This is a genomic window from Paraburkholderia phymatum STM815 (genome assembly GCF_000020045.1).
In the GTDB taxonomy this organism is placed as follows: Bacteria; Pseudomonadota; Gammaproteobacteria; order Burkholderiales; family Burkholderiaceae; genus Paraburkholderia; species Paraburkholderia phymatum.
Window position 1 is genome coordinate 1,834,637 of sequence record NC_010625.1, and the last position, 26,960, is coordinate 1,861,596.

The window sequence follows — 26,960 nt, forward strand, 5'->3', positions numbered from 1 at the left end:
CTCTCATGACATCCCCGACGACGCCAACCGTATTGATCGTGCCCGGACTGCGCGACCACATCGAAGATCATTGGCAAACACTGCTGCAACGCGCGCTGCCCAATGCGCGCGCCGTCGCACCGCTGGAGCATGACAAGCTCAGCCGCGCGGCGCGCACCGCGGCGCTCGATGCCGCGCTGCGTGAAATCGATGGCCCTGTCGTGCTGGTCGCGCACAGCGCCGGCGTGATGATCACCGTGCATTGGGCGCAGCAGCATCATCGCCAGATCAAGGGCGCGTTGCTTGCCACACCCGTCGATCTGGAAACGCCGCTGCCCGAAGGCTATCCGACGCAGGACGCGCTGCGCGACAACGGCTGGCTGTCGATACCGCGCGAACGTCTGCCGTTCCCGAGCATCGTCGTCGCCAGCACGAACGATCCCCTCGCGCGTTTCGAGCGTGTCGCGGGCATGGCGCAGGATTGGGGAAGCCGGCTCGTTCATGCGGGCGCCGTCGGTCATCTGAATCCTGCTTCGGGATACGGCGAATGGCCGCGCGCCATCGAACTCATCGCCGAACTGAGCGGCGAACCGGCGCACGCGCCGTGCTGACGGACATATCGACCCATATGAAATCGACGCTTGACCATCGTGTCTGCCGGGCCGACGAACTCGCGCCCGGTCAGCGGAAAATCGTGTTCGTCGATGGCCGATCCATCGCGCTGTTCAATCTCGGCGGCGAACTGCGCGCAATCGACGACGCCTGTCCGCATAACGGCGCATCGCTGCTGACGGGACGCCTCGAAGGGAGCGTGCTGCGATGTCCCGCGCATGGGCTCCCATTCGATCTGCTGACCGGCTGCTCGCCCGCCGGACGCGCGCTGTGCCTGACGACGTTCCCGCTGCGTCAGGTCGAAGACGGTATCGTCATCACGTTGCAAAGCAGCGATTCGCCGACCTGTTCTCCGACCTAAGCGTGACATAAGGTTCTGCCGGTAGGATCGTGTCGTCTGCTCATTACAGGGCTCGGCGCCCGATCTGCACATGAACACACTTGAAGCGTTCAACCAGGCGCTTTTTCTCACGATCAACGCGACGACTTCGACGCCTCGCTGGCAAATCGGCGTTGCATCATGTGTCGCCGACTACGTGATCTATCTCGTTCCCCTCGTGCTCGCCGCGCTTTGGCTATCCGGCAACCGGGACAGCCGCGAAGCCGCGTTGCGCGCGTGTTGCGTGACGCTGCTCGCGCTCGGGTTCAATCAGATCATCGGCCTTGCATGGATGCATCCGCGGCCGTTCATGATCGGACTGGGCCATACGTTCGTCGAACACGCGCCGGATTCGTCGTTTCCGAGCGATCACGGTACGGTCTTCGCGAGCGTCGCGTTGACCTTGCTGTTCGCACGCGTGCGCTGGGCCGGTTTGCTCACGCTCGTTGCCGGGCTCGCGGTTGCGTGGTCGCGCGTGTACATCGGCGTGCACTTTCCGTTCGACATGCTGGGCGCTGCATTGATCGCGTGCGTCGCGTACGTCCTCGTGTGGCCCCTCTGGTCGCTGGCGGGGAATGCGGCAGCAGACGTGACGATCGTGCTGTATCGCAAGCTGCTGGCGTGGCCGATCGCGCGCGGATGGATGCGCACGTAGCCAAAATCACGCGCCCAGAAGAACAAACCGCGACTGCGTTCCGTCGAATGACAGCGCATGTCGCGGTCTTTGCGACCCACCTGCTGCGCTGGCGTGACAGCCAGCGCCGAATGCATCAGTGATGCTCGAACACGGGTGCCGAGTACGAACTGGCCGAGAACGAAGCGCGCTGGCCACCTTGCGACGAGCCATCCGCCACACCGCCCACACCGCTATTCTCGACTCCATTTGCAGCTGCAACCTTTGCTTGCGCAGCCTGGATGTTGGCAGGGTATTGCGTATCGCTGCTATTCGACGGGATGTAGCCCACTTTCTCCAGTTGCACCAGCTCGGCGCGAACTTCAGCACGGGTCACCGGCTGGCTGGATTGCGCGAATGACATGACAGGAACAGCGAGGACAGCAGCAACTGCAACAGCCTTGATGAGCGATTTCATGATCATTACCTCCAGGATTTGTTTTTCGGATGCTTCGAACTGTTTTGTTCGTTGCGTTGAAAACAGTCTAGGAGTGTCGGCGTTGCGGATAAACACCCGATCCACCAACTCATAGTTTCAGGAAACGTCATAAACCGCTCGACACTGGTGCGAGATGCGTTCTGGATCACGCTGCGTGCGTCAGTCGGCTGCTCGGTGCAGCAACTCGAATTCGAAACACACGCCGTGCTGCTCGATCCAGCGGCGCGCCCATGTCAGCGCGCATTGCATGGCCGCCTCCGGCGCGCCGAACTTCGGACCCACGAGGCCGGATCGCGCGACGCGCCGGCCATCGCGCGTGATCTCCGTCCAGCCGCGAAACATCGCGTCGGGTACGAGATCGGCCGCAACGTACACGATGTAGCCTCTGTCGTCGGTCACGCGCGCGCCCTTCGCCGCGAGTCCCATCCAGAACCCACGATTCGAGGTGTCGGGTTGCGGCTCGCGGGCGGCTGCTGCCGTCGCGGGCCGCCCCGACTCGATCGGCTCGATCGGCTCGATCGGCTCGGCCGGGGCGGCTGGGGCAAAGCGACGACCCGGGTCGGCCGTCGATGTCTGCCAGGACGCCTGGCTTCGCCAGACCACGCGAGGCAGGCCGCGCTCGTCGATTACGCGGCTGTCGCGCTTCGGCCTGGCCTTTGGGACCGGATTCGGCACATCGGGTACGTATGAAAAGCGGCGTCCCCTGTCGCTGAGGATGCGGATCATCTCGGCAAGCTTGCCGTCGCGCCGCCACTCTTCGAACCGGCAACGGCAGGTAGGCTGCGATGGATAGTGCGCGGGCAGCTTGGCCCACGATTCGCCCGTGGTCAACACCCACAGCACCGCGTTGGCCAGCAGGCGCGGCCGGATGCGCGGGCGGCCGCGCTTCAGCATGCCCGCAGGAGGCGGCGCGCAGAGCGTCGGCGCGACCAGCGACCACTCTTCGTTGGAAAGCTCCTCGAACTGCATCTCCTTCTCCAACTCGCTACAGACATCGAGCACGGTGACCATTGACCCACGACGTAATCTTTGATGCAGTCAGGATTCGGATCGGCTTCGAAGGTGAGCCGTCTGAATCTTGTGTCAGGAAATCCCTGGCCAGGGCCGACGCGACGGTCCGCCAACGAACAGGTGACGAGATGAACCCGCAACCGGCAACACCGCGTTTCTCATGTGCGGATGCGCAGGCGCTACCGTGGACGCCATCGGCGTGTGCGAGCGGCGTGCAGATCAAGAATCTCGGCAAGGCCAATGGACGCGCGATGCAGCTCGTGCGTTTCGAACCCGGGACGGTGTTCCCGAACCACCTGCACACCGGCCCCGAGTTCATCTACATGCTAGAAGGCGAAGCGGTGCAGAACGGACAGCGTCTGTTGCCGGGATGGGTTGGCATCGCAGAAGCGGGTACGGTGGAAAACGGCTTCCGAAGCGATACAGGATGTGTCTTCCTGTTGACCTACGATGTCGCCCAGCGCTTCTGCTGAGCACGCAAGAAGCGATACGCAGCATCGAATTCACGCTACAACTGCTTACAAAGCCGATGCGACGGCGCGTACACCGCCGTCATTCGAGCGGCGTTATTGCAGGCACACACACCGTGGAGCCCGTCATGAACGCCAATGTCACGAACAGCACTTCGCAACGTAGCCGTATCCATCCCTTGATCGCAGGCGCGGCTGTGTCCGTGATCCTCGCCAGCGTCACAGGCGTCGCGGCCATGACGGGCATCCTGCCCGTTTCGCACGCGGTGCAGCCGCCCGCTGCGCAGATCGCGCCCGTCGCCGCGCAGGCCGCCAGCGCGCCGCTCGCTACCGTCGAGCCAGCGAACGCCACGGCTCAGCAAACGGGCGCGGTCCAGCAGCCGAGTGCGGCGCAACCCGTCGCCCAGCAAGCGGCACCCGCTGCGCCGCGGCCCGTTCATCACACGCGCAAGCCGTCGGTCGCGCCCGCACCGCAGTACGCGAACGGCAACTATGCGCAATCGGCCGGCGCACGCCAGGTTGCCGCCGATCCCTATGCGGGTGAAGTCGTCGCGATCAACCCGGTGCAAACGTCAGAGCCGACCACGGGACTCGGCGCCGTCGGTGGCGCGGTCGCGGGCGGTTTGATCGGCAATCAGTTCGGCGGCGGACACGGACGCATCCTTACCACCATCGCGGGCGCGGTGGGCGGCGGTCTCGCGGGCAACGGCATCGAACATGCGGTGCGCAAGCAGACGAGCTATCAGGTACAGGTGCGCATGCAGGACGGCAGCTATCGCAACTTCACTTATGCGACTGAACCGCAGGTGCAGGTCGGACAACGCGTGCACGTATCCGGCGACACGCTCACGGCTTCGTGATGGCAAGCATGAAACCGCCCGCATGTGGCGGGCGGTTACTACCCGTTACAGACGCAACATGACGGATGCAACATGAGAACGACTGCGTTCCTACAATGCCCGGCATTCGCCATCGAATGGCCTTCATCTGCACACGCCTCGAACGGAGTCTTACGTTGAAACGCCTCACACTCATTTGCGCAGCGGGTCTCGTCGCTGCTGGCACATCGACGGCGGCATCCGCGCACGTCGATGTCGGCGTGACGTTTGGCCTGCCCGCGCCCGTCTATGTCGAGCCGGCACCCGCCGTCGTCTACGCGCCCCCGCCGCCTGCCGTGTACGCGCCGGCGCCCGTCTACTACGGCTATGGCTACGGCTATCGCGAACCGCGCGAATGGCACGATCATGGCCGTCATCGCGGCTGGCGTCATCATCACGACGACGATGACGATTGAATCCGCCTTCAACGGATAAGCTTCGGCGGCGATCGGCGACACACATACGCTGATAATCTGCATTCCTTTGAGTAGCGATCGCCCCCTGCTTCTCACCGCGAATCACACCTTCCAGCAAAGAAAGCATTGCAATCCTGCCGAGCTCCGTGGTAGAAGCACCGCGCGAAGTTTTATCGACAGGAGCATGCGGTGAAAAGAACCGCCGAAAACAAGCTGAAGGTAGTGGCAGTACGGGTGGATCCCGCAATCGAACGCAGGTTGAAGCTATTGGCGGACGCTACGGGGCGCCGCCAGTCGTTCTTTCTGCAGCAGTTGATCGAAAACGGCATGGCCGCGATGGAAGAAGCATGGCTGCCGCCCGCCGTGCTCGCACAGGTTCGTGACGGTACGCTGCCCGCGAAGGAAGCGGAGCGCGATGTGACGCCGGATCTTTTCAGCGATCTGTTCGCCGATCAGGACGGTTAGCCTCCTCGCTCTATCGGGCGAGGAACGCTGCTTCGATGGCAGCGGCGAGTGCTTCCGCGCGACGTGGCTCGGACCCCGGATGACCCGCATCGACGAACCGCCCTCGCACGGCAGGGACCGCGCGCATCCGCCGACGCAGATTGTCGGAAGGACACACATGGTCGTGTCAGCCATGCACCGCATACGTCGCGACGCCCGATGAAGCAGCGCGCTTCGCGAGCGCCATCAAACGGCGTTCGCCGAGTCAGCAATCGTGCATCAGATAGTGAGCCTGAATGCGGTACCTGGCTGTCGTCGTCCCGGCACTGCGCGATGGCCTTTGCCTGCGCGTAGCGGTCGATCGCGACGATGCGGATTGCCGGCTGTCACGCATCCTTTCGCGTAGCCAACAAGTCGACCAATGGCGCGGGTCTTGCTTTTGAACCTCCACGATGCCGGCACGACGACCGGCACGATACCCGGAGGAGACAATGCGCGAAGCACAGACCATCGGATCGCTGACAGGCCGGGACAGCGGCTGGCTCACTCCGTCGATCCAGAAAGCGCACGAGCGGTCGGAAACGTTCGGACTCAGTGCGTCGATGTGCCCCGACTACGACGTGCTCACACACGGCGAACTGCGGATGAAGCTCGAACAGAACCGCGTGCTGTGCACTCACGCGACGCCTGTGATGGAAACGCTGCGCGAGCAGATCGCGAACACGCAAAGCATGATCGTGCTGACCGATGCCGAAGGTCTCATTCTTCATTCGATCGGCGACGACGATTTCCTGCGCCGCGCCGAGAAGGTTGCGCTCAAGGCGGGCGCCAACTGGGCCGAAGAGCGGCAAGGCACGAATGCGATCGGCACCGCGATCGCGGAGCGTACCGCAACCGTCGTACATGGCGATCAGCACTACCTCGCCGCCAATCGCTTCCTCACCTGTTCCAGCGTGCCGATTCTCGATCCGTATGGCGATCTGGTCGGCGTGCTCGACGTGACGGGCGACCACCGCAGCTACCATCAGCACACGATGGCGCTCGCGAAGATGTCCGTGCAGATGATCGAAAACCATCTGTTCACCAACACCTTCCGCAACACGCTGCAAATCGCGTTTCATGGCCGGCCGGAGTTTCTCGGCACGTTGATGGAAGGCATCATGGCCTTCACGTGCGACGGCCGCTTTCTGTCCGCGAATCGCAGCGCACAGTTCCAGGTCGGGCTGCCGCTCGCCGCGATGCGTGCACACACGCTCTCGTCGCTGTTCGGGCTGACCACGCCGCAACTGATCGACCGGCTGCGTTCGAGCGGGGGTCATCACATCACGCTCGATCTGAACAATGGCACGGTCGTTTGCGCAAGCGTCGAGTTTCGCCGGACGACGCTTGCCAGCGAAGGCTCGTGGCCTGGCGCGGCGGCCGTCAGCACGCGCCCGGCCGCCGCGCGCACCCAGCCGGCGAAGATGCCCGCTTCCGCCAATGTGCCATCGCGGCTCGACTGTCTCGACACAGGCGATCCGCAGATTTCCGCCGTCATCGCCAAGGTGCGCAAGGTGATCGGCAAGGACATTCCGATCCTGATCACGGGTGAAACGGGCACCGGCAAGGAACTGCTCGCGCAGGCCATCCACCACGATTCGCCGCGCCGCGCAGGGCCGTTCATCGCTGTCAATTGCGCGTCGATACCGGAAAATCTGATCGAGTCGGAACTGTTCGGCTATGAAGAAGGCGCTTTCACGGGCGCGCGCCGCAAAGGCGCGGTCGGCAAGCTGCTGCAAGCGAACGGCGGCACGCTGTTTCTCGACGAGATCGGCGACATGCCGTATCCACTGCAGGTGCGTCTGCTGCGCGTACTGCAGGAACGTGTCGTCGATCCGCTCGGCTCCAGCAAATCCGTTCCCGTCGATATCGCCGTCGTTTGCGCGACGCACCGCAATTTACGCGAGATGATCGCCCAGAACCGGTTCCGCGAGGATCTGTATTACCGATTGAACGGTCTCGTCGTCAAACTGCCGCCGTTGCGCGAACGTACCGATCTCGCCGCCGTCATCGAGCGGATGCTGCAACTGGTACCGTGCGACCAAATGGAAGGTGCGCCGCCGCTCAGCGTCGCCGACGACGTGATGGCGCTGTTCCAGCAGTGCGCGTGGCCCGGCAACTTCCGGCAACTCTGCAATCTGCTGCGCACGGCCGCCGCGATGATCGACGACGACGGCGAAATCAGGCGCGAGCATCTGCCCGACGACTTTTTCGACGATTTGCATAGCGCTGCGCCCCGCGCCGCTCCATCGGCGGATGCGCCGTTGCCGCTGCAGGGCGGGCGGCTGCAGGACGTGCAGGCGTCCGCGATTGCGGCGGCAGTCGCGCGGCACAACGGCAATGTGTCGGCGGCCGCGCGGGCGCTGGGCGTCTCGCGCAACACGGTGTATCGCAAGATGCCGTCGCTGTGCGCGGGCGCGGAATCGCGCGGCAACGACTAGTGTTGCGCAGCTCGCGCGCTGTTGAGTTTTGCAACACCTGTGCTCCGAATCTGGACACCCTGTTCACTGAGCATCTCTCGCACATCGCTCTGATCGTCTCCGGCACGGAGCTTGCATGAAATGGCCCGGACCGCGGCCCCAACGCGGTTCTTCGGCAAACCATCCAGGAGACAGCCATGCAGTGGACGACGCCCGCCTATACGGATCTGCGATTCGGTTTCGAAATCACGATGTATATCGCCAACCGCTGACCTCGGGTTGCAGGCCGCCGTTGCGCGTTGTCGGCAGCGCGCAACGGCACATTGATCCCATCCACGAGACCTACCGCCATGATTCCGACGTCTGCGAACGCCGGTGCGAGCGAACGCCCGCGGCTGCGCGAACTGTTCCGGCTGCAATGGGAGCCCATGCAGGACGCTTATGTCCTGCTGTATCCGGAAGGAATGGTGAAACTCAACCCAAGTGCGGGTGAAATTCTCAGGCGCTGCGACGGCACGCGCGAACTCGACGACATCATCGGCGAACTTGAAACGCTCTTCAATGCGTCCGGCCTCGCGACGGACGTTTACCAGTTCATCGATCACGCACGGCAGCGCGGCTGGGTCGACTGAACCGGGCCAGCCACGTCGATCGATCTGAGGACAGGCTCATATGCTGTCCGATGACGTTCTTGTGCGCCGGTGGCGGGAATCAGTCGCCGCGCGCCCTGGCGACACGCATCGCGATCGGTGCGGACGTGGGCGGAAACACACGCCACATGCCGTCGCAATGCCGAAAGAAGTGGATCGCGACATCGCCTTCCGGGCGATGCACGTCGACACGCACATGACAACGCCGTCCGCCGTCTTCGCAACCGAACCTGGCAAAGCTGACTTCATACGGCGGCATATGCGCCAGCCATCGCTCGACCATCGCCCGCAAACTGTTCATGACTTTCGCACTCGCTGATTGACGATACGACGAAGAGACATGCGCGTCGCACGTGTTTCTTGTCGTTATCGAATGTGCGAGAAGCGTGCCATCGATCCCGTACGTGCATGCAGCGCGATGTCGAGGCGCGTCACCCGCCGTGGTGTGCCATACGGCAACAGGCGAACTGTCCACTGCTCCACGATGCAACACGCGATATGTGCCTACGCCACGCGCAAGTTGCAGCATGTTGAGATCGATTCGATAGCGCACACGCCGATTCGCAAGGATAGCCAAACAATGGCATGCGACTTGCCTTTACGAGCCCGCCGCCTTCACACACGCCGACGTAGCGCTGCTGACAGGCGTCGCACCGATAACTCACCCACAACCATCTTCGATGGGACAGGAGACAACGATGAAGACAAGTCCGGCTTCCGCCACGCGGCTCGCGATGCTCGTCGCGGGCGTCGTGGCGGCAATCAGTCTGGAGCCCGCGACGGCAGCCGCCGCGGCCGACTATCCGCCCGTGACCTACGACCGGCTCACGTCGGCGCAAAGCGATCCCGGCTGGCTCACGTATTACCGCACCTACAACGGCCAGGCGCATTCGCCGCTCAAGCAGATCGACACGTCGAACGTGAAGAACCTGAAGCAGGCGTGGGCGTACAAGTTTCCGGCGGACCTTCAGCAAGGCTTCGAAGCGACGCCCATCATCAACGGCCGCTATCTGTTCGTGACGACGCCCAAGGACAACGTCTATGCATTCGATGGCGCCACCGGCAAGCAACTGTGGAAGTACGAACCGAAGCTCGGCGCCGAAGCGTTTAAGAACGCGTGCTGCGATGTCGTGAATCGCGGCGTCGCACTCTATGGCAAGAACGTGTATGTCGCGATGCTGAACGGCGAAGTGACCGCGCTCGATGCACAAAGCGGCGCCGTCGTGTGGAAAAAAGCGATGTTCGAGCCGGCCACGGGCTACGCGTTCTCGCTTGCGCCGCTTGCCCTTGACGGCGCACTCGTGGTCGGCAGCTCGGGCGGCGAGTATGGCGCGCGCGGCTTCATCGCGGCGCTCGACCCCGAGAACGGCAACGTGCAATGGAAGCGCTACACCGTGCCCGGCGCGAAGGAGCCGAACGGCAATACGTGGCCCGACGGCATGCAGGAACATGGTGGCGCACCGGCGTGGCTGACGGGCACCTATGACCCGCAGAGCAAGACGCTCTATTGGGGCGTCGGCAATCCCGGACCGTGGCTCGCCGATCTTCGTCCCGGCGACAACCTCTATTCAGACTCGCTGCTCGCACTCGATCCCAAGACCGGCAACCTCAAATGGCACTACCAGTACACGCGTCACGACACCTGGGACTACGACGGCGTCAACACACCCGTGCTCGCGAACATCAAGTACGACGGCAAGGACTATGACGCGATCATCCACGCGGACCGCAACGGCTATTTCCACGCGATCGACCGCAGCAACGGCAAGCTGATCTACGCGCGCCCGTTCGTGAAGGCCACCTCCGTCACGGGCTACACCGCGGACGGCAAACCCGTCCAGGACGAATCGAAGTATCCGAAGACGGGCACGACGATCGAGACCTGCCCAAGCTTTCTCGGCGGCAAGAACTGGTGGTCGGTATCCTACGACGCGGACAAGCACATCGCGATCATCCCCACGCTGCACGCGTGCATGTCGCTGTCGGGTAAATCGGTCACGTACATGGAAGGTCTGCCGTATCTCGGCGAAGGCTTCGAGATCAAGCCCGAACCGGGCAGCAAGGGTTATGGCGAGCTTCAGGCCATCGACGTCAACACGGGCAAGCAGCTCTGGAGCCATTGGAGCAAGCTGCCGTGGAACGGCGGCGTAGCGACGACGGCGAGCGGCCTGGCGTTCAGCGGCTCGCTCGACGGACACCTGTATGCGTTCGACGTGACGAACGGCAAGGTGCTGTGGCAAAGCCCGAAGCTCGCGAGCGGCATCATCGCGCAGCCGTCGGTGTTCGAGATCGACGGCAAGGAATATGTCGCGGTGCTGGCGGGCTATGGCGGCGCGAATCCCATCTGGGGCGGCCCGATGGCCAAGGCCGCCGACAAGGTGCCGCGCGGCGGAACGCTGTACGTGTTCGCGCTCAACCATTCGTGATCTTTGCAGAAGCGGGACGCACAGCGAATGCATCGCATCGCGCGTGTCCCGCCCTTTCCGGACGTCTTGAAATGAACCACTCTCTCAATCGTATTCCTGCAGCGAGCGTGCTTGCTGCGTGTGTCGCGCTCACGTCCGTTCACGCGACAGCGGCCGTGAAAGTCTGCACTTTTCCTGGCAGTCCGTCGGCGTCGCTGGATGAAGCTGTCGCGCGCGACGCATTCGCGCAAGCGGGCATCGCTGCAACGATCGTCAAGCATGGCATCGGCGATGGCGACGATGACGGCGTCTCGCTGAAGGAACTCGACAAGACGCTTGCACGCGAGTGCGACGTGATCGCAGGCTTTCCGCGCTCGGCCGTCGCCGATGGCTCGAGCAGCAAGCTGCAGTTCTCGCATGGCTATCTGCGCGCGGGCTACGTAAGCATCGAAGCGCCCGATGCCGCTCCGCAAGGCGCCGCGAAGAACACCGTCGCGGCCACGTATGCGAGCCCCGCGCAACTGATTGCCGTGCAGCAGCGGAGCGTCAAACTGCATCTGGAGAACACGTCGGCATTGACCGTCGAGGCCGTCGCGAAGGGTCAGGCACAGCGCGCGATCGTCTGGTATCCGGCCGTCGTCGCTTATCAGCTCGCGCATCCGCCACGTCGCTTTACGGTTGCTGCCGCGCACTCGCCTTATGCGGACTGGCAACTCGTATTCGCCTTCGGTCCTCGCACGGCGGCGCTGCGGCAACCAATCGACGCAGCGCTCGACAAGCTGTCGAACAATGGCCGTCTCGTCACACTGACGCACGACTGGGCGATGCCCGCGCACGCGCTCGACGCGACGGCCAATGACGACGACGCGGCGCGCTTTCGCGACGGTCCCGCTGCATCGCACGCCGTCGCGCAACACGCACTGCTCGCGATGGCGGATGCGAACGAGGCAGGCGACTTCGTGAAGATTGCCGCAGACGCAAGCGGCGCGCCGTCGTTCGATCAGGCGCAAGCGACACACGGCAAGCAGCTCTACTCGGCGGCGTGCGCGAAATGCCACGGCGCGCAGCTGCAGGGGGTAACGGCGCCTGCGCTGCAAGGGCCTGCGTTCGCACCGGCGTCGAATGCGCGTCTGACGATAGGCGGCGTGTTCAACTACCTGTCGACGAACATGCCCGCGGATAAGCCCGGCAAAATGAAGGATCAGGATTACGCGGACATCATGGCGTTCCTGCTCTATTCGAACGGCTATCACGCGGGGGGCGGGAAGTTGACGGCCGACGACGCGCGCGCTTCCACGATGAAACTCAACGCGGGCAAGTGAGGATCGCCTGATCGCTTATGTCGAATATGTGGGCCGGCCGTGACGATTTCCGTCGACACGCGCCGCGCCCACTATTGATGCAATGCGCGCAACGCAGACATGAATAGATTCGCCGCGCGACACTCTCTTTGCGCAATCTATGCGCAACATGCTGCTACACGCGTTACTCAACCGGCTCTTAATTACTTCATCCGATACCCACGCTTGCATTTACCGCAAGCAGGCTGAGTATTTGCATCACTTCAGGCAAGGATGTTCTAACATCCTATAGAGTCGAAGCCGCATTCCAACACAAAACATTTCCAGTTTGCCGTCAGTCACGACAGGTCCGATCAGTTCGGATACCTGTCCTTCCGTCTGAAGGAGCGGCCATGTCCACACGTTATCTGCAACGGGTCTACGCGCTCTGCCTGTGGCTGCTCGTCGCGCTCACGTTGGGTGTCGGCAGCGCGCGCGCTCAGACCCAGCAGCCCGCTGCGCCGCCCGCTGAACCGTTCAAGCCAGAAGAGATCGAAGCGCTCGTCGCGCCGATCGCGCTGTATCCCGATTCCGTGTTGTCGCAAGTGCTGATGGCCTCGACGTATCCGCTGGAGATCGTGCACGCGGCGCGCTGGGTCAAGGCCAATCCGAACGTCAAGGGCGATGCGGCCGTAAAGGCCGTCGAAAAAGAGCCGTGGGACGTCAGCGTGAAATCGATGGTCGCGTTCCCGCAAATCCTCGAGCCGATGAACGACAAGCTCGACTGGACGCAAAAACTCGGCGACGCGTTTCTCGCGCAGCAGAAAGACGTGTTCGCCGCCGTGCAGCGGTTGCGGGCGCGCGCGAAAGACTCCGGCAATCTGAAATCGAACGAGCAGCAGAACGTAGTCGTCGAGCAGCCGCCCGCCGGCGGGGAGACAATCATCAAGGTCGAACCTGCGAATCCGCAAGTGATCTATGTGCCCTCCTATAACCCCACCGTCGTGTACGGCGCGTGGAGCTATCCGACCTATCCGCCAACATATTGGCCGCCGTACCCCGCCTACTATCCGGGCGCGGCGCTGGCGACGGGCTTTGCGTGGGGCATCGGGCTCGCCGCCGCGGGCGCGATCTTCAGCAACTGCAACTGGGGCGGCGGCGACGTCAACATCAACGTCAACAAGGCCGCCAACATCGATCGCAATTTCGACCGCACCAAGGTGCAGGGCGGGCGCTGGCAGCACGATGGGAGCCATCGCCAGGGCGTCGCTTACCGCGACAACGCGACTCGCGAGAAGTATTCGCGCAATGTGCCCGGCGCTGAAGGACGGTCCGATTTCCGCGGCCGCGATACAGGCGCGGGCGCGCGGGCCAATACGGCTGATCGTGCTGGCGCAGGTGCGGGCAATCGCGCCGGAGCGGCCGATCGCGCCAATGCGGGCAACCGCGCGGCAACGGCCGATCGCGGAAGCGCGGGCAACCGCGCGTCGACAGCGGATCGGGCGAGCGCAGGCAATCGCGCGGGAACGGCGGACCGCTCGGCCGCGGGCGGCGACCGCGGCGGCGTATCGAACCGCGCAGGCGCGGGCGACGTCACACGTGCAAGCGATCGCGTTGGCGGAGGGGGAGGCGGCGGCTACGGCGCAGGCCGCGACAATGCGTTTCAGGGCGTCGGCGCAGGCAACGCATCGCAACGCAACTACGATCGGGGACGCTCGAGCGCGCAGGGCTCAGGCTTTAACCGTCCGAGCGGCGGCGGGATGCGAAGCGGCGGCGGTGGCGGCGGACGCGGAAGACGCTAGGAGACACGAGCATGACAACCTCGTCACGATATCGTCCGGGTTCGACGGCGGCAGGCGCGCTGTGCGCCGTTGCGCTCGCATGCGCGCTGAGTGCCGTCGGCGTGTCCACGGCACATGCGCAGAAGAACTTCAGTTCGCCAGATGCCGCAATGAACGCGTTCGGCGAAGCCGTCGCCAACAACGAGGAAGCGACGCTGCAATCACTTTTTGGCCGCGATTTCCGCGAGTTGATTCCGCCCGCTGGGGTCGAAGTGCGAAGCCGCTTCATCGACGCATGGGGCAAGTCGCATGAGATCCAGCAGACGGACGATCATCACGCGCATATCGCGGTGGGCGGCGACGGCTGGACGTTCCCCATTCCGCTCGTGAAGTCCGCGGAAGGCTGGCACTTCGATACCGGCGCGGGCGCCGAGGAAATGCGGCTGCGCCGCATCGGCCGAAACGAGCTTGCCGTCATCCAGGCGATGCTCGCGGTCTACGACGCGCAGCGCGAATACGCGCTCACCGACCACGACGGCGACGGCCTGCTGTCGTATGCATCGAAGCTGTCGAGTTCGCCGGGAAAACAGGACGGTCTTTATTGGCCGACGCAGGCCGATGCGCCGCCTAGCCCGCTCGGACCGGCGTTCATACAGGCGAGTACGCGCAAGGCTGGCGACACCGGCTATCACGGGTATCACTACAAACTGCTCACGTCGCAAGGACCGCACGCACCCGGCGGCGCATACGACTATCTCGCGCACGGCAAGCTGTTCGGCGGCTTTGCCGTGATCGCGTGGCCCGCGCGCTATGGGGACACAGGCATCAAAAGCTTTATGGTGAGCCACGCCGGGCAGGTCTACGAGCGCGACCTCGGGCCCGATAGCGCCGAGAAGGCGAAGGCGACGACGTCGTTCGACCCCGGACCGGGCTGGGCGCAGGTGCAGCCCTGACATGCGCTCGCGGGCGCGTTCGCAGATGCGTATCTGGCAAGTTCGGCCTGTTCGGACAGTGAGGCAACATGAGACGTTCCGCCTCTCTCCTTATCATGCTGCTGACGACGGCGCTGATCTTCATGGCGTCGGCCCATGCCGTGATCCATCGCGAGTCCGACTCCGCTGCGCCACCCGTTGCGCCGGGCCCAGCCGCGAGCGGCATGAATACCGAATCGAGCGAGGTCGTGAACCTGTTGCGCAAGCACGGCATCGATGCGGACTCGAACAAGTCGCGGATCATTCTGCGTTGGATTCAGAAGATCCAGCGTGACCCCGCGATCGCCGAAAGCCTCCAGCACGGCCAGCATGTCGGGCAAATTTTTCTCGATCCGAGAGCGCGCGAAGAGGTGATGTCGAATGGGCTTGCGCATCTGACGCCTTCCGACCGGCTCCAGTACGTGAAGTTGCTGACCCGGTTTCTCGACGAACTGGTTCCCGTCAACTGCTTCGGTCTCGACGACATGAGCGCGGTGATGAACCACGTGTCGTTGCGCGAGATGTCGGACGCGGATGTCGATCAGTATTTCGGGCTGCTTTACAAGGTGCTGCTCAGCGACGTGTCCGATGCGCCCGTGCCCGCGCCGACGCCGCAACAGAACGCCGCGGCAGAGAATCAGCTCACGCGGATGCTGATCGCCGAGCTCGGCGGCGACCAGACGAGTCTCGAACGGTTTGCGTTCTACACGTCGAACCCGAAGCAGGCGACACCGGCCGATGTGTGCTGGACGACGCGCGTGACCTTGCACGCGATCATCGCGATGCCCGATCCAGAGCGGGATCTCGTGCTGCTCCGCACGATGGCACCGCACAAAGCGCAAGGGGCGGCGCCGGCACCGCGTTTGGGCACGCCTGCGACCGCGATTCCGCCGCCCGCGTCTGCGGCGCCTTGAAGTGTCCGCGCGCCCTGGCGCATCGATTCGCCTCTCGTACGACGACCGGTCAACTGGTATCGTTGGGAACAACATCCATTTTCGAATCGTCGTATGAAGCCAGTCCAACCCGCCGAGGCGCCGCGATGCGCGTAGGCAAACCCGTCAAGGCGCTGCCGCAGCCTTTGTGCGATTACTGCGGCGCGAAAGCCACGCTCGCGCGGGCGGGAGACGAAAGCTATCCATATCGCGACGATCACGGCGCCGTCTGGGTCTGCTCGCCATGTGAGGCGTGGATCGGCATTCATGCGCGTAGCACGAGGAACGTTCCCCTCGGCCGACTCGCCGATGCCGCGTTGCGCGAAGCGAAAAGCCGCTTGCACGACGCGCTCGAACCGCTCGTCGCCGCCAAGGTGCGACGCGACGGCGTCAATGCGTTCGAAGCGCGCTCGAAGGCAATCCGTTGGGTTGCGACGGAGCTGCGCATCGATCCGCTGCCCAGTTCGATTCACATGCTGTCGCTCGATCAATGCGAGCAGGCGCTTCGATTCGTCGAGGCGTTCATGGCCGCGCGCCGAGGCAGCTAAAACGCGCCGCCGCCGTTCGCATAGCGCCGTACGCCGAAGCCCTTCCTATTCGCGCGGCCACACACCCGAACTGCCACGGCGATGACTGTCGACGAGATGCGTATCCACGATGCCCGTCGCCTCCATCAACGCATGCATCGTCGTCGGTCCGACGAATACGAAGCCGCGCTTGCGCAACGCCTTGCTCAACGCGATGGACTCGGCGGATGTGGTCGGAATGTCGGCGATCGTGCGCGGCGCGGGCGTCGCGTGTGGCTGGAAGGACCAGATCAGCGCCGGTAGACCGCCCTCTTCGCGCAAGCGGATCGTTGCCACCGCGTTCGTGATAGTCGCGAGAATCTTCGCGCGGTTTCGGATGATGCGTTCGTCGGCCATCAGGCGTTCGACGTCCTTGTCGTCGAACGCCGCGACCGCGTCCGGGTCGAAGCCGGCGAACGCCTCGCGAAACGCATCGCGCTTGCGCAGAATGGTCGCCCATGAGAGTCCCGACTGAAACGCCTCCAGGCTCAGACGTTCGAACAGGCCATGCTCGTCGCGCACGGGCATGCCCCATTCGGTGTCGTAGTAATGCTTGAGCAGCGGATCGACGGCGGCCCACGGCGGACGGGCGAGACCGTCGGCGCCGACGATTGCATCGAGTGGTTGCGGCTTCTTTGGACGCGCTGCTTTGTTCGCTGCGGCACGTGCTTTCTTCGCGGGGGGCTTCGTGGCGAAAGGCGTTTTCTTCATCGTCGGTGCCGCGCGGGCGTTGGATCGGCGGCCTGGTTTTCAGCGCGCTATTGTCGTCTCCCTCGCCCGTCGGTCGCAAGCGTGAGCGAATGATTCCGTTCACGCATCAACCGATGCCCGTGCGTGATCAATCCCGGCCGGAACCGGCAGCGCGAGCTGGCGTGCGGTCTGCAAGCAGCCGGACATTTGCGTATGCTTGTGCGTATCCACATTGCCCATATATGCGAGCGACGCCCGTTAGCGGGCCGTTGGGCTTGCGCGGCGGGCGTCAGCGTTCGCCGCCCTTATCAAGGAGAGGTTCACACATGTCCGCGTATGAAAAAACACCGGAAGCATTGGCCCGGCTCACCGCCGAGCAGCGTCGAGTCACACAGGAAAGCGGGACGGAACGCCCGTTTTACAACGAGTTCTGGGACAGCAAGGAAGCAGGTCTGTACGTCGACGTCGTATCCGGCGAGCCGCTTTTTACGTCGCTGGACAAGTTCGATAGCGGCTGCGGCTGGCCGAGCTTCACGAAGCCGCTGGAAGACGAGCATGTCGTGGAGTTGCGCGACACGACCCACGGCATGATCCGCACCGAAGTTCGCTCGAAGCACGGCGACAGTCATCTGGGCCATGTGTTTCCGGACGGTCCGCGCGAAACGGGCGGGCTGCGTTATTGCATCAATTCGGCATCGCTGCGCTTCATTCCCGTTTCGCAGCTCGAAGCCGAAGGCTACGGGCAATATCGCAGTCTCTTCGAGGTCGCGAACAAGTAAGCCGATGCGGCGTGCGTTTGCGGTTTTCGGCGTCGCATGCCGTTTCGTTCCACGCGACCGAACGCGCTAGCCTGCCACAGGCAGCGCTTCGATCGCGTCGCCGATTCTGATCGCACCGCCTGTCACGACGCGTGCCGTAATGCCGCCGAAACCACGTACTGCGTTGTAGCCGCCCATACCCAGCACATCCTCCATGCGCGAACACGGATGACATTCCCCCGTCGTCTGCAACACGGCCTCGCCGATCCGGAAGTGCCGGCCTTTCAGCGCCACCAGGTTGATGCCTTCCGTCACGATGTTGCGCCGCAGTTCGAGCGCGGCGACATCGCTGCGCCCCAGATGACTCGCGATACTTCGCAGGCTTTCGGCCTGAATCAGCGTCACCTGACGTGCGCCGGCGCGGCTGGCGTAGTGATCACCGACAAGCCCTGCGTGGGCGTCGATCACGGCCGTCTCGACTACGGACATCGCGTCTTTTCGCCGCGGCCGCAGGCCGATCCAGAGGATCCTGCCCGGATGAACGGGACCATTGAGCAGGCGCGCGAGCGGCGATGACGGGTTGAGCGGCATGAGGTGTTTCGCGTGTTCGAGGTCGATGTGGGTCAGCGGCAGCGGATGCCGGACTGTGGCACCGCTGCGACCGTCTTTATACTATCGCCCATCTGACAACAGGAACCGGAAATGAAACGAGCAGTAGCCGCAGCGGTGCTTGCCGCCTGCCTCGCGCAGCCGTCGACGCAAGCGCTCGCGCAGACGGTCGCCGACCAGTGTTTCGCGATCGGCGATATCGCGGGCCAGGTGGCGTCCTGGCGTCGTCATAAGAAAACCAAAGATCAGGCGCTGACACAGGCCCAGAAATATTACAAGAACGAGTCGGATCGTCAGGCGGTCACAGCGATGATCGAGCGCATCTACAGCAGCCCCGAAGCGATGACGCCCGACCAGGCGAGCATGCTCTTCACGCAGGAATGCGCAAAGCACAACAAGCCCGCCACCGCGCAATAAAGCCTCCTAACCCAATGGCTTGCGTGCCGCGTATTCGCACTAGCCGACGTGCAGCCGCACGAGCGCAAAAAGCTGCGAACTGACGTAAAGCAGCAGGCCGATGCATCCGCCGACGAGCGTTCCGTTGATGCGGATGTACTGCAAATCCTTGCCGATGTTCAGTTCAATCTGTTGCGACATGTCGCGCGAATCCCAGTTCTTGACCGTGTCGCTGATGTGGCGCGTCAGATAGCCGGCAAAATCCGGCGCCATCGCGCGCGCCGCCTCTTCCATATGATCGTTGAGCGAGCGGCGCAGCGATGGGTCCTGCGCCAGCTCGCGCCCGATCCATTGCCCCATTGCACCGATCTTCGAATGCAGCACGGAATCGTCGCATGCGAGGTCGCGCCGCAACCAGTCGCGCAACTGTGCCCACAGATCCCTCACGTAGAGCGCGAGATTCTCGCTCTCCTTCACATATCGTTTGATCTCTTCGCCCTTCTCAAGAAAAGCGGGATCTGACTTCAACTTGACGACGAGCCGCGCGGCCGCTTCGTCGAACTTCTGTCGCAGTTTGTGGCTGCGGTCTTCGCTCACGCGCAGCAGCATGTTGTTCACCGTATCCGCAACGACGTTTGCACCGCTTTCGCCGAGCCATTCGGAAGGCATGATTTTTTCGAGCGTCGGATATTGCCGCTTGAACCAGTCGACTATCTGCTCGGCGATGAACGTACGGACGCCCGGTTCACGCAACAGCGCCATCAGATGTTCGATGCCTTCGTCAAGCAGTTCCTGATGACGGCCATCGCGCGTCAGCGTGTCGAGGATTGCGCCCGTCGCTTTCGACAGGTCGATCTTGTCGAGCATCGCATCCAGCGCGTCCTTGATGAAGCTCTGGATACGCGCGTCATCGAGCAAGTCGAGAATGCCGCCCGTCAGCTTGAGCACGTAGTCGCCGAGGCGCCGCGTATTCGCATCGACGCACAGCCAATTCGCGATGCTTTGCGCCGGGTTGTGCTTGCGGATCAAACCGACGATCGATGATTCGTCGAGAAACTTCTCGCGCACGAAGATCGCGAGGTTGTCGGCGATCTTGTCCTTGTTCTGCGGGATGATCGCTGTGTGAGCGGCGACACCGGGAATCGGTACGCGCCGGAACAGCGCGACGACGGCGAACCAGTCGGCGAGCGCGCCGACCATCGCCGCTTCCGCGACGGCCTTGATACCGTCGATCCACACGCTTCGCTGCATGAAGGCTGTCGCGATGAAGATGACCGTGGCGATCAGAAGCAGGAGCGTCGCGCGATGCTTGGCGCGTTTGAGTTCGGCTTCCTTGTTCATCGTGGGTACGTGTCGGGTCGATTGGGTGTCCGCGATGCAGGGCGTGTTCCCGCGAGTCCAGTATCGGATGTGCGGCTACGTTCGCCCGCGCGCATTCTGATGAGAACCGGATTCTTGTGTCGGCGCGACCCACGTGAAGATGCCGACGCGCCTGGCTTGCTGTTTTAAGGCAGTGGACGCGCTGTTTGGATTTGGCGCCGAGGATTTGTAACGAATACAACGAATCACGTAGCGCAAAATACGTTTGCGTCGTTTTGCAAGAGAAAATCAACGATCTCGACGTATGCCGCGAAATATCTCACTCGATGCGCCGGAATGCGTGAAACATTCGGCGGCGGGACGGCTAACTCATTGCATTATAAAGGTTTCTTCATCCGTGTGGTTTTCTTAAGGTTGTTTCACGGATTGGCCTGCAAGTCGTTGGCGCTAAATGGTTTTTGGCGATTTAACGAATCGGAGTCGATTTGGCGTTGGTTCGCGGGCTCGGGACGCACCGAGTGAGAGTGCCGACGGACTAGCGTCCGAAGTCGGGGTGAAAGTCTTTTTGGCCCGAGTGGGCGCGTTTGCTTCAAAACTCTTATGGTCGCGTAAACCGCACGATTTGATTCGTACAGCTTAGTTATTTCGAGATAGCTAGGGGTCGAGTGGCGTCGCTGGCGGATTCTGGCCGTCCGATCGGCAATGGTACGCCGTCAGCGTTACATCAACTCCCAATACTGCTGAACCTAAGTTCGCAGCGGTGACGTGTTTGCTCCTGTTCTCGATCCTTCGAAGGATGGGCTCGGCTTTCGCTCGCATCGTCAATAGTCGTCCGCCGCATTGCGCCCCAACAGGATGACGTCGGAATTCGAGCTGACAAGCCTAGATGTTTCCAGCGTTGTGCACGTCATGTCGGCGGCCCGCCCCCGCAGGAGAGGTCGCGTTTTGAGGCGAAGCATCCCTACGAGCATTTCCATGCGGTCTCTTGCCAATCAGATGCATGCCGCGGCTTGGTCGCCGCGATCAGTCCGACCGCCAAATCGAAGTTCTCCGGCTCCTAGTTTTGGCTGGATAATCAATCCGGCTTTCATCGGCGCGCCTTTGAGCGCGGTTTTGCGGCACGGCTTTCCCAGTGCGCTAAACGCATGCAAGCGAGCGGAGCCTCGCGCTCTATGTCGATCAGGTCTGGGGCGGAACGACTAAGCGCGGTTGCACCTGCGGGGCTCATCGGATGGCTGCACGGACTCGCATCGCTCAATAGTCACCAGACGGGGCGCGTCTTTATACTCAAATGCCCACGCCGGACCGGAGTGGGCGTGCTGGTCTTTTACGGTTCTGTAGTCATGGTCAACGCGGCAACGGGCGCCGTTCCTCATACGGTAGTCGTGCTGCAACAGACCAGCGCTTCGAAGTCGGATCATGCCTGGCCCTCGTGTGCACTGTGCTCTGCCCGAGGGGCATGGCCGCGACGGGTCGACATCGATCGAACCGATGCTTTTTGCGCTTTTGATCGCCTCGAGTTTGACGCGTCTATCTCGTCCGGAAACTGCGATTTCCTTGGCGCATGAATCCGTCCTCCTCTCCTCGTTATGTCGTGTCGGCAGGAGCGAGAGGGTGTCGTGGATACGGAGGATGGTCTCGATCGGCCCACCTTTGTTATTTTCCCGTCGTCGCACGGTTGGCCCTTGGATTTGCCGTTTGCCCTCAGCACCGTCTGATTCACAAACATGCGACTTGGCAACACGCGAGGGCGTCGCCTTGGCAAGCGTTACGGGTCCTAGTGGGGGTCAGCGACCGACTCACTGTGATGCTGCGCGGCTGGCTCAAGACCACGCGCACATGGGGCGTGCAAGTCGTCGCGACCCATGCGTTGGCCCGTCTCAAGAGACGGACGGGCTATTTACGGTAAATAACCGAAGTGGAACGGATTAGTATTCCGTGGGTGGGGATTTAGGTTATTTACCGTAAATAGGTCGCGGGCCGCGAGACCGATCGAGCAAACATAACCTCGCGCCGGGGTCGGCTTCATGGCCGCGTGCCTTATCGGCGACACGAAGGTTACATGCCATATGCCTTGTTCGGGCGGACGAATTCCGGTTATTTACCGTAAATAACCTCTAGGCGACGCCTATCCGAGCATACGTCGCATACCGCTCCCGCCCACCGACAACCTTGAGAACGGCGTCCCAGCCGCACGAGTCCCGACTTCGGAAGAAGAAACAGCGGAACCGCCGACCCGCCAACTCAGCCGAAACAAGAGGCTTACCGCAGTGCCACGAGAAAATGCCGGTCGGACACGACCGCAGAGAACAAAGACGGGAACTAGACGTCGACGAACGCAACGTCGGAGGCAACCAACAACCTTGCTGCAAAAAAGAAACTCTTCGCGGTGCCCATCGCGCGGCGACGGGCACCTTAACGATCTCAATCGGGCGACGACTGAACGTCCTCGAGGAATCCAGTAATCAACTGCCGCAACTCCTCGACACGATCCTGCGGCACACCGTTAGCCCGCAAACGGATGACTAAAAGGTCGCCCTTCCGCTCAATCCCCACTTCCTCTTCCTTCCGAGCAGGAGCAGCAGCCCGGCCCGCACCCAACAGCGCAGCCAACACCTCCGGCGCGGTCCGCGCCGGATCTTCCGCGAGTTCGACCGCGCGCTGCACGATCTCATCCCCCGCCTTCTTCAACGCCACCGACAACTTCCGTGCCGCCTGAAACTGGATATCGTGCGGAGAAGGAAAGGCCCCAACGACCTCAGGCGGCAGCTCAGCCACCAGCAGCGCGCTGGAAATATTCCCCTGCGACAACCCACAGGCCTTCGCCATCGCGTTCTGAGACGGCCACAGTTGATCGTCGAGCGCGCGCTTGTACCACACGCCCTGTTCCCACGGACTCAGGTTTTTCCGTGCCCGGTTCTCCTGGTCCATCTGGACGAACTGACCTTGTTCCGTAATCTCGCGATCGACGATCGCATTCACAGGCAGATCGAGTTCCAGACACGCACGATGCCGGCGATGCCCAAACACAATCTCGTAGCCGTCCCCATCGTTGGACGGCCGGACCTTGATCGGTTGCGTATTCCCACCCGCTTCCGCGATCAACGACTTCAGCTCCGCAAAACTCTCGTCGCCGAAGTCCTGCCGGTTCGCCCACTTCGACGCCTGGATCGTCTTCGGATCCAGCGCGCGGATGGGAACCGCGCCGTCGTACTCCTTGAGTTGCGCTTCGAGCTGCGAAACACGATCGGAGCTTTCGCGCATTGCGCTGCGAAACGCCAGCATCTGGCCGGGCGCCGTCCGCGGAGACGCCGTCCGCCCCGCGTCCTGCGCCGGAGCCGGCACCATCAGATCCCCCGTCTTCTTTGCAAGCCTGTCTTTGATCGACATTTATCGCTCTCCTTATTCCGACTTCGCCCAGAAGGCCACAATGGATTGCTCAACGATTTCCGTCACCCGGTCGTATGCCTCGCGCGCGCGGCGGTACGTTTTCGCATTGCCGTCGTAGCGCGAAATGTCATACACAGTGCCGAACTCAGCCGAACTCGCCGCCGTCACCGCCGTCTTCGGAATCTCCACCGGGAGCACTTTTTCAGCGTAAGTCGCGGAAATCCATTCACGAACCACACCGGCGGCGGCGTCCGCGGGATCGACGCGCGAAAGCAGCACATGGATGAATTCGAACGATTTATCGGTGTTTGTTTCCGCCGTCAGATTTGAAGCGAGGTCGCTAAAGAGCGTCCAGAACTGCGCCGAACTGGCGAAGTCCAGCGCGTTGGGCGGCGTAGGAACGATCAGGCCATCCGCTGCCATGAATGCGTTGACCGTGCCGTAGCTCAGCGCAGGCGGCGTGTCGATGATGATCACGTCGTAATTGCGGCGCGCCTGCTCGAGACTCGTGTTCAAGACGTTCCAAAATTCGAAGTCCGGCTCCTTCATCTGACGGCTAGGCAAGATGAATTCCACGTTGAACAGCGATGACGACGCGGGCACCAGATCGATGCCGTCCCAGTATGTTTCGCGAATCGCGTACTCGATACTCGATTGATCGCCCGTCGCCAACGCCGTAATCGTCGAATCTTCTTCCACTTCTGTATCAGGAAGAATCCCGAATAGCGTGGTCAAGGAACCTTGCGGATCCGTGTCGATCACGAGCACGCGATGTCCCCGCAAACTCAAGCCCTGCGCCAGCGTCATCGCGGTGGTGGTCTTGCTCACGCCACCTTTGAAGTTCCCGATCGCGACCGTCATCGCCGGCGCGCTTTCCGGCCTTAGCGCATTACCGCGATAAGCGCGAACCCACTCGCGCGCTTCCGGCAACGAAAATTCACGGCGCGAACCCGTCGCGTTGACGGTGCCGGGCGGCAGGTCGCCCTTCGAAGTGCGGTAGGTGATTTGGCTTTTGTCGACTTCACACAATGCAGCGAGCTGCGAAGCGTTGAAAACAGGCGGGTTTTTACGAGCGTTCGGCGCAAGCATGCGACCCCGTACTTGCGAGACGATGTCAGTCGCGCGAGCGGCCTGATCGACGATGTCTTGAATAGTGATGTTCATAGCTGATCCGCGGAAGACGATGCAGTCAGCTTATATCAGATGGCTCGACAGAAAGCCATCTATTCAACGGAAATTCGGAATATCCGTCAATTCCGTTGCAACGCGATGTCCTGGTGATTTTGCGATAACCACGCATCGAACTTGTGTACGTCGAATTCGGGGCGGACGCGGTTTCGCAGCCAGGATGCGAAGTTCACGCGGCCCACTGAGCCCGAAAACAGGCCCGGACTCTCCGGACGAAACTCGCGTGCGTACTTCGCGCCGTCGCCTTCGACGAACTGGCGCGCAAAGGCTCGCTTCTCGTCCTGCGTGAGCGCCTTGACTGCCGCGGCGCATTGAAGACGGTCGAAGTCGATGCGCAACTCCTGCAAACGGGCATCGAGCGTCCGCGAACGCACAGCCGCTGCCTGTTTCTGAGCCTTTTCGCGCTTTTCTTTCTCGTACTCGGGCTCGGACACGTCTGCCTTGTTCTCGATGAGTGTGCGGATGAAACCAGCCGTCGAGCGCTTGATCTGCCCTTTCTTGTCTTTCTCTTCGGCAAGCTGCACCACCAGCCGTGCTCGTTCCTCGTCCTCGATCACGAAACTCAGCGCCAGTTTGTCCCCGATGCCATGCGCGCGCAGCTTCCGGTAAATCTCGCTGTCGCGAACGTGCGCGAATTCGTCTTCCGTCTCCGGCGTCAAAAGTGACTGCTGCGCGCCCTGGCGGATCAAGAATTTCACGCCCGTCACCGAGCGGCCCATACGCTGGTATTCGACCTCTACGTTGATATCCGAGACATCGTTGATCTCCTTGACGGCCTTCTGAATCACTTTACTGTTCAGCCGGCGAAAGTCGTCGTAATACTCCTGGGTTGCACCGAGAAGCTTCCGCAGGACCGGAAGCTCGATCCAGCCGGTCGAGCCAACCTTCTGAAAACGCAGGCAATTTTCGTAGAGCGTCAACGCGTGCGACTTCGAAAATTTACGCTGCACGCCGAGGTTGACGGTCGCATAGATGGACGGATCATAAAGCTTTTCGGCCAGCGCCTCGTCGTAGCGGTACGAGCACACGCCGGTCCGAATTTCGGCGAACGACAGGATCGGCATTACGCTCCACCGCTCGCGACCGTCATCCATGACATTGAATTCGACCGCGGTCGTGGCCAGCTGTCTGAGCGCTTCGCGAAGTTTTTCGGTGTTTTCGCTCTCGGTCCAGCCGAGCACGAGCATGAGCGTACGGACCGGCAGGCGGTGCGTTCTCGTGGTCAGAAGATTATCGTACGAATGCAGCAGCAGCACATTGGACAGCTTTCGCTCGAGCAGCGAAAGCTCGCCGCTTGTATGGATGGCGGCCACATGCTTTTTGACGCTTTCGGTACGAACCTCTTTCGGCAAGGTTCTAGGCATGCCCGGAATTGTGCTCTAAATGACCCCAGGTTGCAATCGTCGACTGGGACATGAGGGATACGTTGCGCGACAAACGTCCCGCTCGCCTTCGCTCAACGCATCGCGTTAATACGGTCATGGGTAGATTCACCGCAGACGGGGACAATCCCACCGCATCTGGGGGCGTGAAACGCCCCAGACGGGGACGTTTGGTCATGAAAGACACCCCGCTCGGGGTCGATTGCCACCCGGAATGGGGACGTTTACGTCCGGCGAGCCTTATCAGATAAGGGACTCCGTGGTGTAAACGGTGTAAACGTTGTTTACCAAACGGTATACAAACCTCAATACACCCCAAACGGGGACACGAACACAGAGTTGCTTGCTGCTTTTATCGAAGAAATAAATGCTCCCCCGTTCTTCGAAATCGAACTGCGAACCTCAGCCAGCTCGAAACCTGATGCACAACCGTACGTAACTCTATGAACATAAATCGTTAAATCGCGATCGCCCCTGAACATCGTTTCGGCTAAAACGCTATTTATCGTAAATAACCGGCTGACATTCATAGGACCTCCGACGGTAAACACCCTGACTGGGGACAATGAGATTCATAAAACATTGGCTTCGCGCTTTACACCCCAAGTGGGGACAATCGACTGAAGCTCACCCCTGATAGGCCATTTTCGAGCGCCACGTCCGCCGTGCAACACCCAAAAACCGGAGCAACATCGGGAGCACGCTGCACGCATACGAGTATGGCACCCCAGGTGGGGACATTAGCGCCACTGCGGCAGCATGTGCAGTCACCTTCCGCGTCACTCCGCCCCAAGTGGGGACATTGCGCGCCATCGCCTATTTACGATAAATACGCCGGTGCGCGGCCCAACATCGGCGCGCTTCGCTCGCACCCCGGAGCGA

27 protein-coding genes are annotated in these 26,960 nt (G+C 62.1%); 18 read left to right on the forward strand and 9 right to left on the reverse strand.

The window, feature by feature from the left end; translation table 11 throughout:
- Nucleotides 1–5: 5 nt before the first annotated feature.
- The 3 genes from BPHY_RS35620 to BPHY_RS35630 all read left to right on the forward strand — a co-directional run bounded on the left by BPHY_RS35620 (nt 6) and on the right by BPHY_RS35630 (nt 1,625).
- Nucleotides 6–590 (forward strand): RBBP9/YdeN family alpha/beta hydrolase, encoded by a 585-nt coding sequence (locus BPHY_RS35620; protein WP_012406336.1) that lies wholly within the window; start codon nt 6–8, stop codon nt 588–590.
- Between the two features lie 17 nt (nt 591–607).
- The gene (locus BPHY_RS35625; protein WP_012406337.1) at nt 608–952 is read left to right on the forward strand and encodes a Rieske (2Fe-2S) protein; all 345 of its coding nucleotides are present in this window, start codon (nt 608–610) and stop codon (nt 950–952) included.
- 70 nt (nt 953–1,022) lie between these two features.
- Nucleotides 1,023–1,625: a phosphatase PAP2 family protein gene (locus BPHY_RS35630; protein WP_012406338.1), complete on the forward strand. Its 603-nt coding sequence runs from the start codon at nt 1,023–1,025 to the stop codon at nt 1,623–1,625.
- 115 nt (nt 1,626–1,740) lie between these two features.
- Here BPHY_RS35630 and BPHY_RS35635 read toward each other — a convergent pair whose 3' ends face one another.
- Both BPHY_RS35635 and BPHY_RS35640 read right to left on the reverse strand, forming a co-directional pair.
- Complete coding sequence (locus tag BPHY_RS35635) at nt 1,741–2,061, reverse strand: DUF4148 domain-containing protein (protein ID WP_012406339.1); 321 nt, start codon at nt 2,059–2,061, stop codon at nt 1,741–1,743.
- A gap of 180 nt (nt 2,062–2,241) precedes the next feature.
- Nucleotides 2,242–3,093 carry a transposase gene (locus BPHY_RS35640; protein WP_012406340.1) on the reverse strand — a complete coding sequence of 284 codons (852 nt, stop codon included), beginning with the start codon at nt 3,091–3,093 and terminating at the stop codon, nt 2,242–2,244.
- A gap of 128 nt (nt 3,094–3,221) precedes the next feature.
- Between BPHY_RS35640 and BPHY_RS35645 the strand changes: the two genes are divergently transcribed.
- The 7 genes from BPHY_RS35645 (at nt 3,222) to pqqD (ending at nt 8,392) form a co-directional block, all read left to right on the forward strand.
- Nucleotides 3,222–3,566 carry a cupin domain-containing protein gene (locus tag BPHY_RS35645; protein WP_012406341.1) on the forward strand — a complete coding sequence of 115 codons (345 nt, stop codon included), beginning with the start codon at nt 3,222–3,224 and terminating at the stop codon, nt 3,564–3,566.
- A 125-nt stretch (nt 3,567–3,691) separates the two neighbouring features.
- Nucleotides 3,692–4,423: a glycine zipper 2TM domain-containing protein gene (locus BPHY_RS35650; protein ID WP_012406342.1), complete on the forward strand. Its 732-nt coding sequence runs from the start codon at nt 3,692–3,694 to the stop codon at nt 4,421–4,423.
- 155 nt (nt 4,424–4,578) lie between these two features.
- Nucleotides 4,579–4,857 (forward strand): hypothetical protein, encoded by a 279-nt coding sequence (locus BPHY_RS35655; RefSeq protein WP_041766457.1) that lies wholly within the window; start codon nt 4,579–4,581, stop codon nt 4,855–4,857.
- 189 nt (nt 4,858–5,046) lie between these two features.
- Entirely contained in the window at nt 5,047–5,322 is a 276-nt protein-coding gene (locus BPHY_RS35660; protein WP_012406344.1) for a hypothetical protein, read from the forward strand.
- A 470-nt stretch (nt 5,323–5,792) separates the two neighbouring features.
- A complete protein-coding gene (locus BPHY_RS35665) occupies nt 5,793–7,781 on the forward strand; it encodes a sigma-54-dependent Fis family transcriptional regulator (RefSeq protein WP_012406345.1) in 1,989 nt (662 codons plus the stop codon).
- A gap of 176 nt (nt 7,782–7,957) precedes the next feature.
- Nucleotides 7,958–8,032 carry a pyrroloquinoline quinone precursor peptide PqqA gene (gene pqqA / locus BPHY_RS40575; protein WP_006410019.1) on the forward strand — a complete coding sequence of 25 codons (75 nt, stop codon included), beginning with the start codon at nt 7,958–7,960 and terminating at the stop codon, nt 8,030–8,032.
- Between the two features lie 78 nt (nt 8,033–8,110).
- Nucleotides 8,111–8,392, forward strand: a complete 282-nt coding sequence (pqqD, locus tag BPHY_RS35670; RefSeq protein WP_012406346.1) for a pyrroloquinoline quinone biosynthesis peptide chaperone PqqD — start codon at nt 8,111–8,113, stop codon at nt 8,390–8,392.
- A 79-nt stretch (nt 8,393–8,471) separates the two neighbouring features.
- Here pqqD and BPHY_RS35675 read toward each other — a convergent pair whose 3' ends face one another.
- Entirely contained in the window at nt 8,472–8,711 is a 240-nt protein-coding gene (locus tag BPHY_RS35675; RefSeq protein ID WP_012406347.1) for a hypothetical protein, read from the reverse strand.
- A 397-nt stretch (nt 8,712–9,108) separates the two neighbouring features.
- On the opposite strand from BPHY_RS35675, the gene BPHY_RS35680 reads away from it, so the two are divergent.
- From BPHY_RS35680 to BPHY_RS35705, 6 genes are all read left to right on the forward strand, one after another.
- Complete coding sequence (locus BPHY_RS35680; protein ID WP_012406348.1) at nt 9,109–10,836, forward strand: methanol/ethanol family PQQ-dependent dehydrogenase; 1,728 nt, start codon at nt 9,109–9,111, stop codon at nt 10,834–10,836.
- A gap of 71 nt (nt 10,837–10,907) precedes the next feature.
- Nucleotides 10,908–12,137: a c-type cytochrome gene (locus BPHY_RS35685; protein WP_012406349.1), complete on the forward strand. Its 1,230-nt coding sequence runs from the start codon at nt 10,908–10,910 to the stop codon at nt 12,135–12,137.
- A 371-nt stretch (nt 12,138–12,508) separates the two neighbouring features.
- The gene (locus BPHY_RS35690) at nt 12,509–13,897 is read left to right on the forward strand and encodes a DUF3300 domain-containing protein (RefSeq protein ID WP_012406350.1); all 1,389 of its coding nucleotides are present in this window, start codon (nt 12,509–12,511) and stop codon (nt 13,895–13,897) included.
- Nucleotides 13,898–13,908: 11 nt separating this feature from the next.
- Entirely contained in the window at nt 13,909–14,829 is a 921-nt protein-coding gene (locus tag BPHY_RS35695; RefSeq protein WP_012406351.1) for a DUF2950 domain-containing protein, read from the forward strand.
- A gap of 68 nt (nt 14,830–14,897) precedes the next feature.
- Nucleotides 14,898–15,761 (forward strand): hypothetical protein, encoded by an 864-nt coding sequence (locus tag BPHY_RS35700; RefSeq protein WP_012406352.1) that lies wholly within the window; start codon nt 14,898–14,900, stop codon nt 15,759–15,761.
- 125 nt (nt 15,762–15,886) lie between these two features.
- Complete coding sequence (locus BPHY_RS35705) at nt 15,887–16,327, forward strand: zinc-finger-containing protein (protein WP_012406353.1); 441 nt, start codon at nt 15,887–15,889, stop codon at nt 16,325–16,327.
- A 45-nt stretch (nt 16,328–16,372) separates the two neighbouring features.
- Here BPHY_RS35705 and BPHY_RS35710 read toward each other — a convergent pair whose 3' ends face one another.
- Nucleotides 16,373–17,056 (reverse strand): DNA-3-methyladenine glycosylase I, encoded by a 684-nt coding sequence (locus BPHY_RS35710; RefSeq protein WP_012406354.1) that lies wholly within the window; start codon nt 17,054–17,056, stop codon nt 16,373–16,375.
- 305 nt (nt 17,057–17,361) lie between these two features.
- Between BPHY_RS35710 and msrB the strand changes: the two genes are divergently transcribed.
- A complete protein-coding gene (gene msrB / locus BPHY_RS35715) occupies nt 17,362–17,814 on the forward strand; it encodes a peptide-methionine (R)-S-oxide reductase MsrB (protein WP_012406355.1) in 453 nt (150 codons plus the stop codon).
- 66 nt (nt 17,815–17,880) lie between these two features.
- Here the strand turns inward: msrB and BPHY_RS35720 are convergent, their stop codons facing one another.
- Nucleotides 17,881–18,384 (reverse strand): MOSC domain-containing protein, encoded by a 504-nt coding sequence (locus BPHY_RS35720; RefSeq protein WP_012406356.1) that lies wholly within the window; start codon nt 18,382–18,384, stop codon nt 17,881–17,883.
- 111 nt (nt 18,385–18,495) lie between these two features.
- On the opposite strand from BPHY_RS35720, the gene BPHY_RS35725 reads away from it, so the two are divergent.
- The gene (locus BPHY_RS35725) at nt 18,496–18,819 is read left to right on the forward strand and encodes a hypothetical protein (RefSeq protein ID WP_012406357.1); all 324 of its coding nucleotides are present in this window, start codon (nt 18,496–18,498) and stop codon (nt 18,817–18,819) included.
- Nucleotides 18,820–18,858: 39 nt separating this feature from the next.
- Here BPHY_RS35725 and BPHY_RS35730 read toward each other — a convergent pair whose 3' ends face one another.
- The 4 genes from BPHY_RS35730 to BPHY_RS35745 all read right to left on the reverse strand — a co-directional run bounded on the left by BPHY_RS35730 (nt 18,859) and on the right by BPHY_RS35745 (nt 26,048).
- Nucleotides 18,859–20,139: a DUF445 domain-containing protein gene (locus tag BPHY_RS35730; RefSeq protein ID WP_012406358.1), complete on the reverse strand. Its 1,281-nt coding sequence runs from the start codon at nt 20,137–20,139 to the stop codon at nt 18,859–18,861.
- Between the two features lie 2,403 nt (nt 20,140–22,542).
- Nucleotides 22,543–23,508 (reverse strand): ParB/RepB/Spo0J family partition protein, encoded by a 966-nt coding sequence (locus BPHY_RS35735; RefSeq protein WP_012406359.1) that lies wholly within the window; start codon nt 23,506–23,508, stop codon nt 22,543–22,545.
- A gap of 12 nt (nt 23,509–23,520) precedes the next feature.
- Nucleotides 23,521–24,672, reverse strand: a complete 1,152-nt coding sequence (locus BPHY_RS35740; RefSeq protein WP_012406360.1) for a ParA family protein — start codon at nt 24,670–24,672, stop codon at nt 23,521–23,523.
- An 86-nt stretch (nt 24,673–24,758) separates the two neighbouring features.
- Nucleotides 24,759–26,048 (reverse strand): replication initiation protein, encoded by a 1,290-nt coding sequence (locus BPHY_RS35745; RefSeq protein ID WP_244304949.1) that lies wholly within the window; start codon nt 26,046–26,048, stop codon nt 24,759–24,761.
- Between the last annotated feature and the right edge of the window lie 912 nt (nt 26,049–26,960).

Bases quoted from the DNA above. Each gene is read 5' to 3' on its own strand.
- BPHY_RS35620 (WP_012406336.1), top strand. From the start codon at position 6: ATGACATCCCCGACGACGCCAACCGTATTGATCGTGCCCGGACTGCGC.
- BPHY_RS35625 (WP_012406337.1), top strand. From the start codon at position 608: ATGAAATCGACGCTTGACCATCGTGTCTGCCGGGCCGACGAACTCGCG.
- BPHY_RS35630 (WP_012406338.1), top strand. From the start codon at position 1,023: ATGAACACACTTGAAGCGTTCAACCAGGCGCTTTTTCTCACGATCAAC.
- BPHY_RS35635 (WP_012406339.1), bottom strand. From the start codon at position 2,061: ATGAAATCGCTCATCAAGGCTGTTGCAGTTGCTGCTGTCCTCGCTGTT.
- BPHY_RS35640 (WP_012406340.1), bottom strand. From the start codon at position 3,093: ATGGTCACCGTGCTCGATGTCTGTAGCGAGTTGGAGAAGGAGATGCAG.
- BPHY_RS35645 (WP_012406341.1), top strand. From the start codon at position 3,222: ATGAACCCGCAACCGGCAACACCGCGTTTCTCATGTGCGGATGCGCAG.
- BPHY_RS35650 (WP_012406342.1), top strand. From the start codon at position 3,692: ATGAACGCCAATGTCACGAACAGCACTTCGCAACGTAGCCGTATCCAT.
- BPHY_RS35665 (WP_012406345.1), top strand. From the start codon at position 5,793: ATGCGCGAAGCACAGACCATCGGATCGCTGACAGGCCGGGACAGCGGC.
- pqqD (WP_012406346.1), top strand. From the start codon at position 8,111: ATGATTCCGACGTCTGCGAACGCCGGTGCGAGCGAACGCCCGCGGCTG.
- BPHY_RS35675 (WP_012406347.1), bottom strand. From the start codon at position 8,711: ATGAACAGTTTGCGGGCGATGGTCGAGCGATGGCTGGCGCATATGCCG.
- BPHY_RS35680 (WP_012406348.1), top strand. From the start codon at position 9,109: ATGAAGACAAGTCCGGCTTCCGCCACGCGGCTCGCGATGCTCGTCGCG.
- BPHY_RS35685 (WP_012406349.1), top strand. From the start codon at position 10,908: ATGAACCACTCTCTCAATCGTATTCCTGCAGCGAGCGTGCTTGCTGCG.
- BPHY_RS35690 (WP_012406350.1), top strand. From the start codon at position 12,509: ATGTCCACACGTTATCTGCAACGGGTCTACGCGCTCTGCCTGTGGCTG.
- BPHY_RS35695 (WP_012406351.1), top strand. From the start codon at position 13,909: ATGACAACCTCGTCACGATATCGTCCGGGTTCGACGGCGGCAGGCGCG.
- BPHY_RS35700 (WP_012406352.1), top strand. From the start codon at position 14,898: ATGAGACGTTCCGCCTCTCTCCTTATCATGCTGCTGACGACGGCGCTG.
- BPHY_RS35705 (WP_012406353.1), top strand. From the start codon at position 15,887: ATGCGCGTAGGCAAACCCGTCAAGGCGCTGCCGCAGCCTTTGTGCGAT.
- BPHY_RS35710 (WP_012406354.1), bottom strand. From the start codon at position 17,056: ATGAAGAAAACGCCTTTCGCCACGAAGCCCCCCGCGAAGAAAGCACGT.
- msrB (WP_012406355.1), top strand. From the start codon at position 17,362: ATGTCCGCGTATGAAAAAACACCGGAAGCATTGGCCCGGCTCACCGCC.
- BPHY_RS35720 (WP_012406356.1), bottom strand. From the start codon at position 18,384: ATGCCGCTCAACCCGTCATCGCCGCTCGCGCGCCTGCTCAATGGTCCC.
- BPHY_RS35725 (WP_012406357.1), top strand. From the start codon at position 18,496: ATGAAACGAGCAGTAGCCGCAGCGGTGCTTGCCGCCTGCCTCGCGCAG.
- BPHY_RS35730 (WP_012406358.1), bottom strand. From the start codon at position 20,139: ATGAACAAGGAAGCCGAACTCAAACGCGCCAAGCATCGCGCGACGCTC.
- BPHY_RS35735 (WP_012406359.1), bottom strand. From the start codon at position 23,508: ATGTCGATCAAAGACAGGCTTGCAAAGAAGACGGGGGATCTGATGGTG.
- BPHY_RS35740 (WP_012406360.1), bottom strand. From the start codon at position 24,672: ATGAACATCACTATTCAAGACATCGTCGATCAGGCCGCTCGCGCGACT.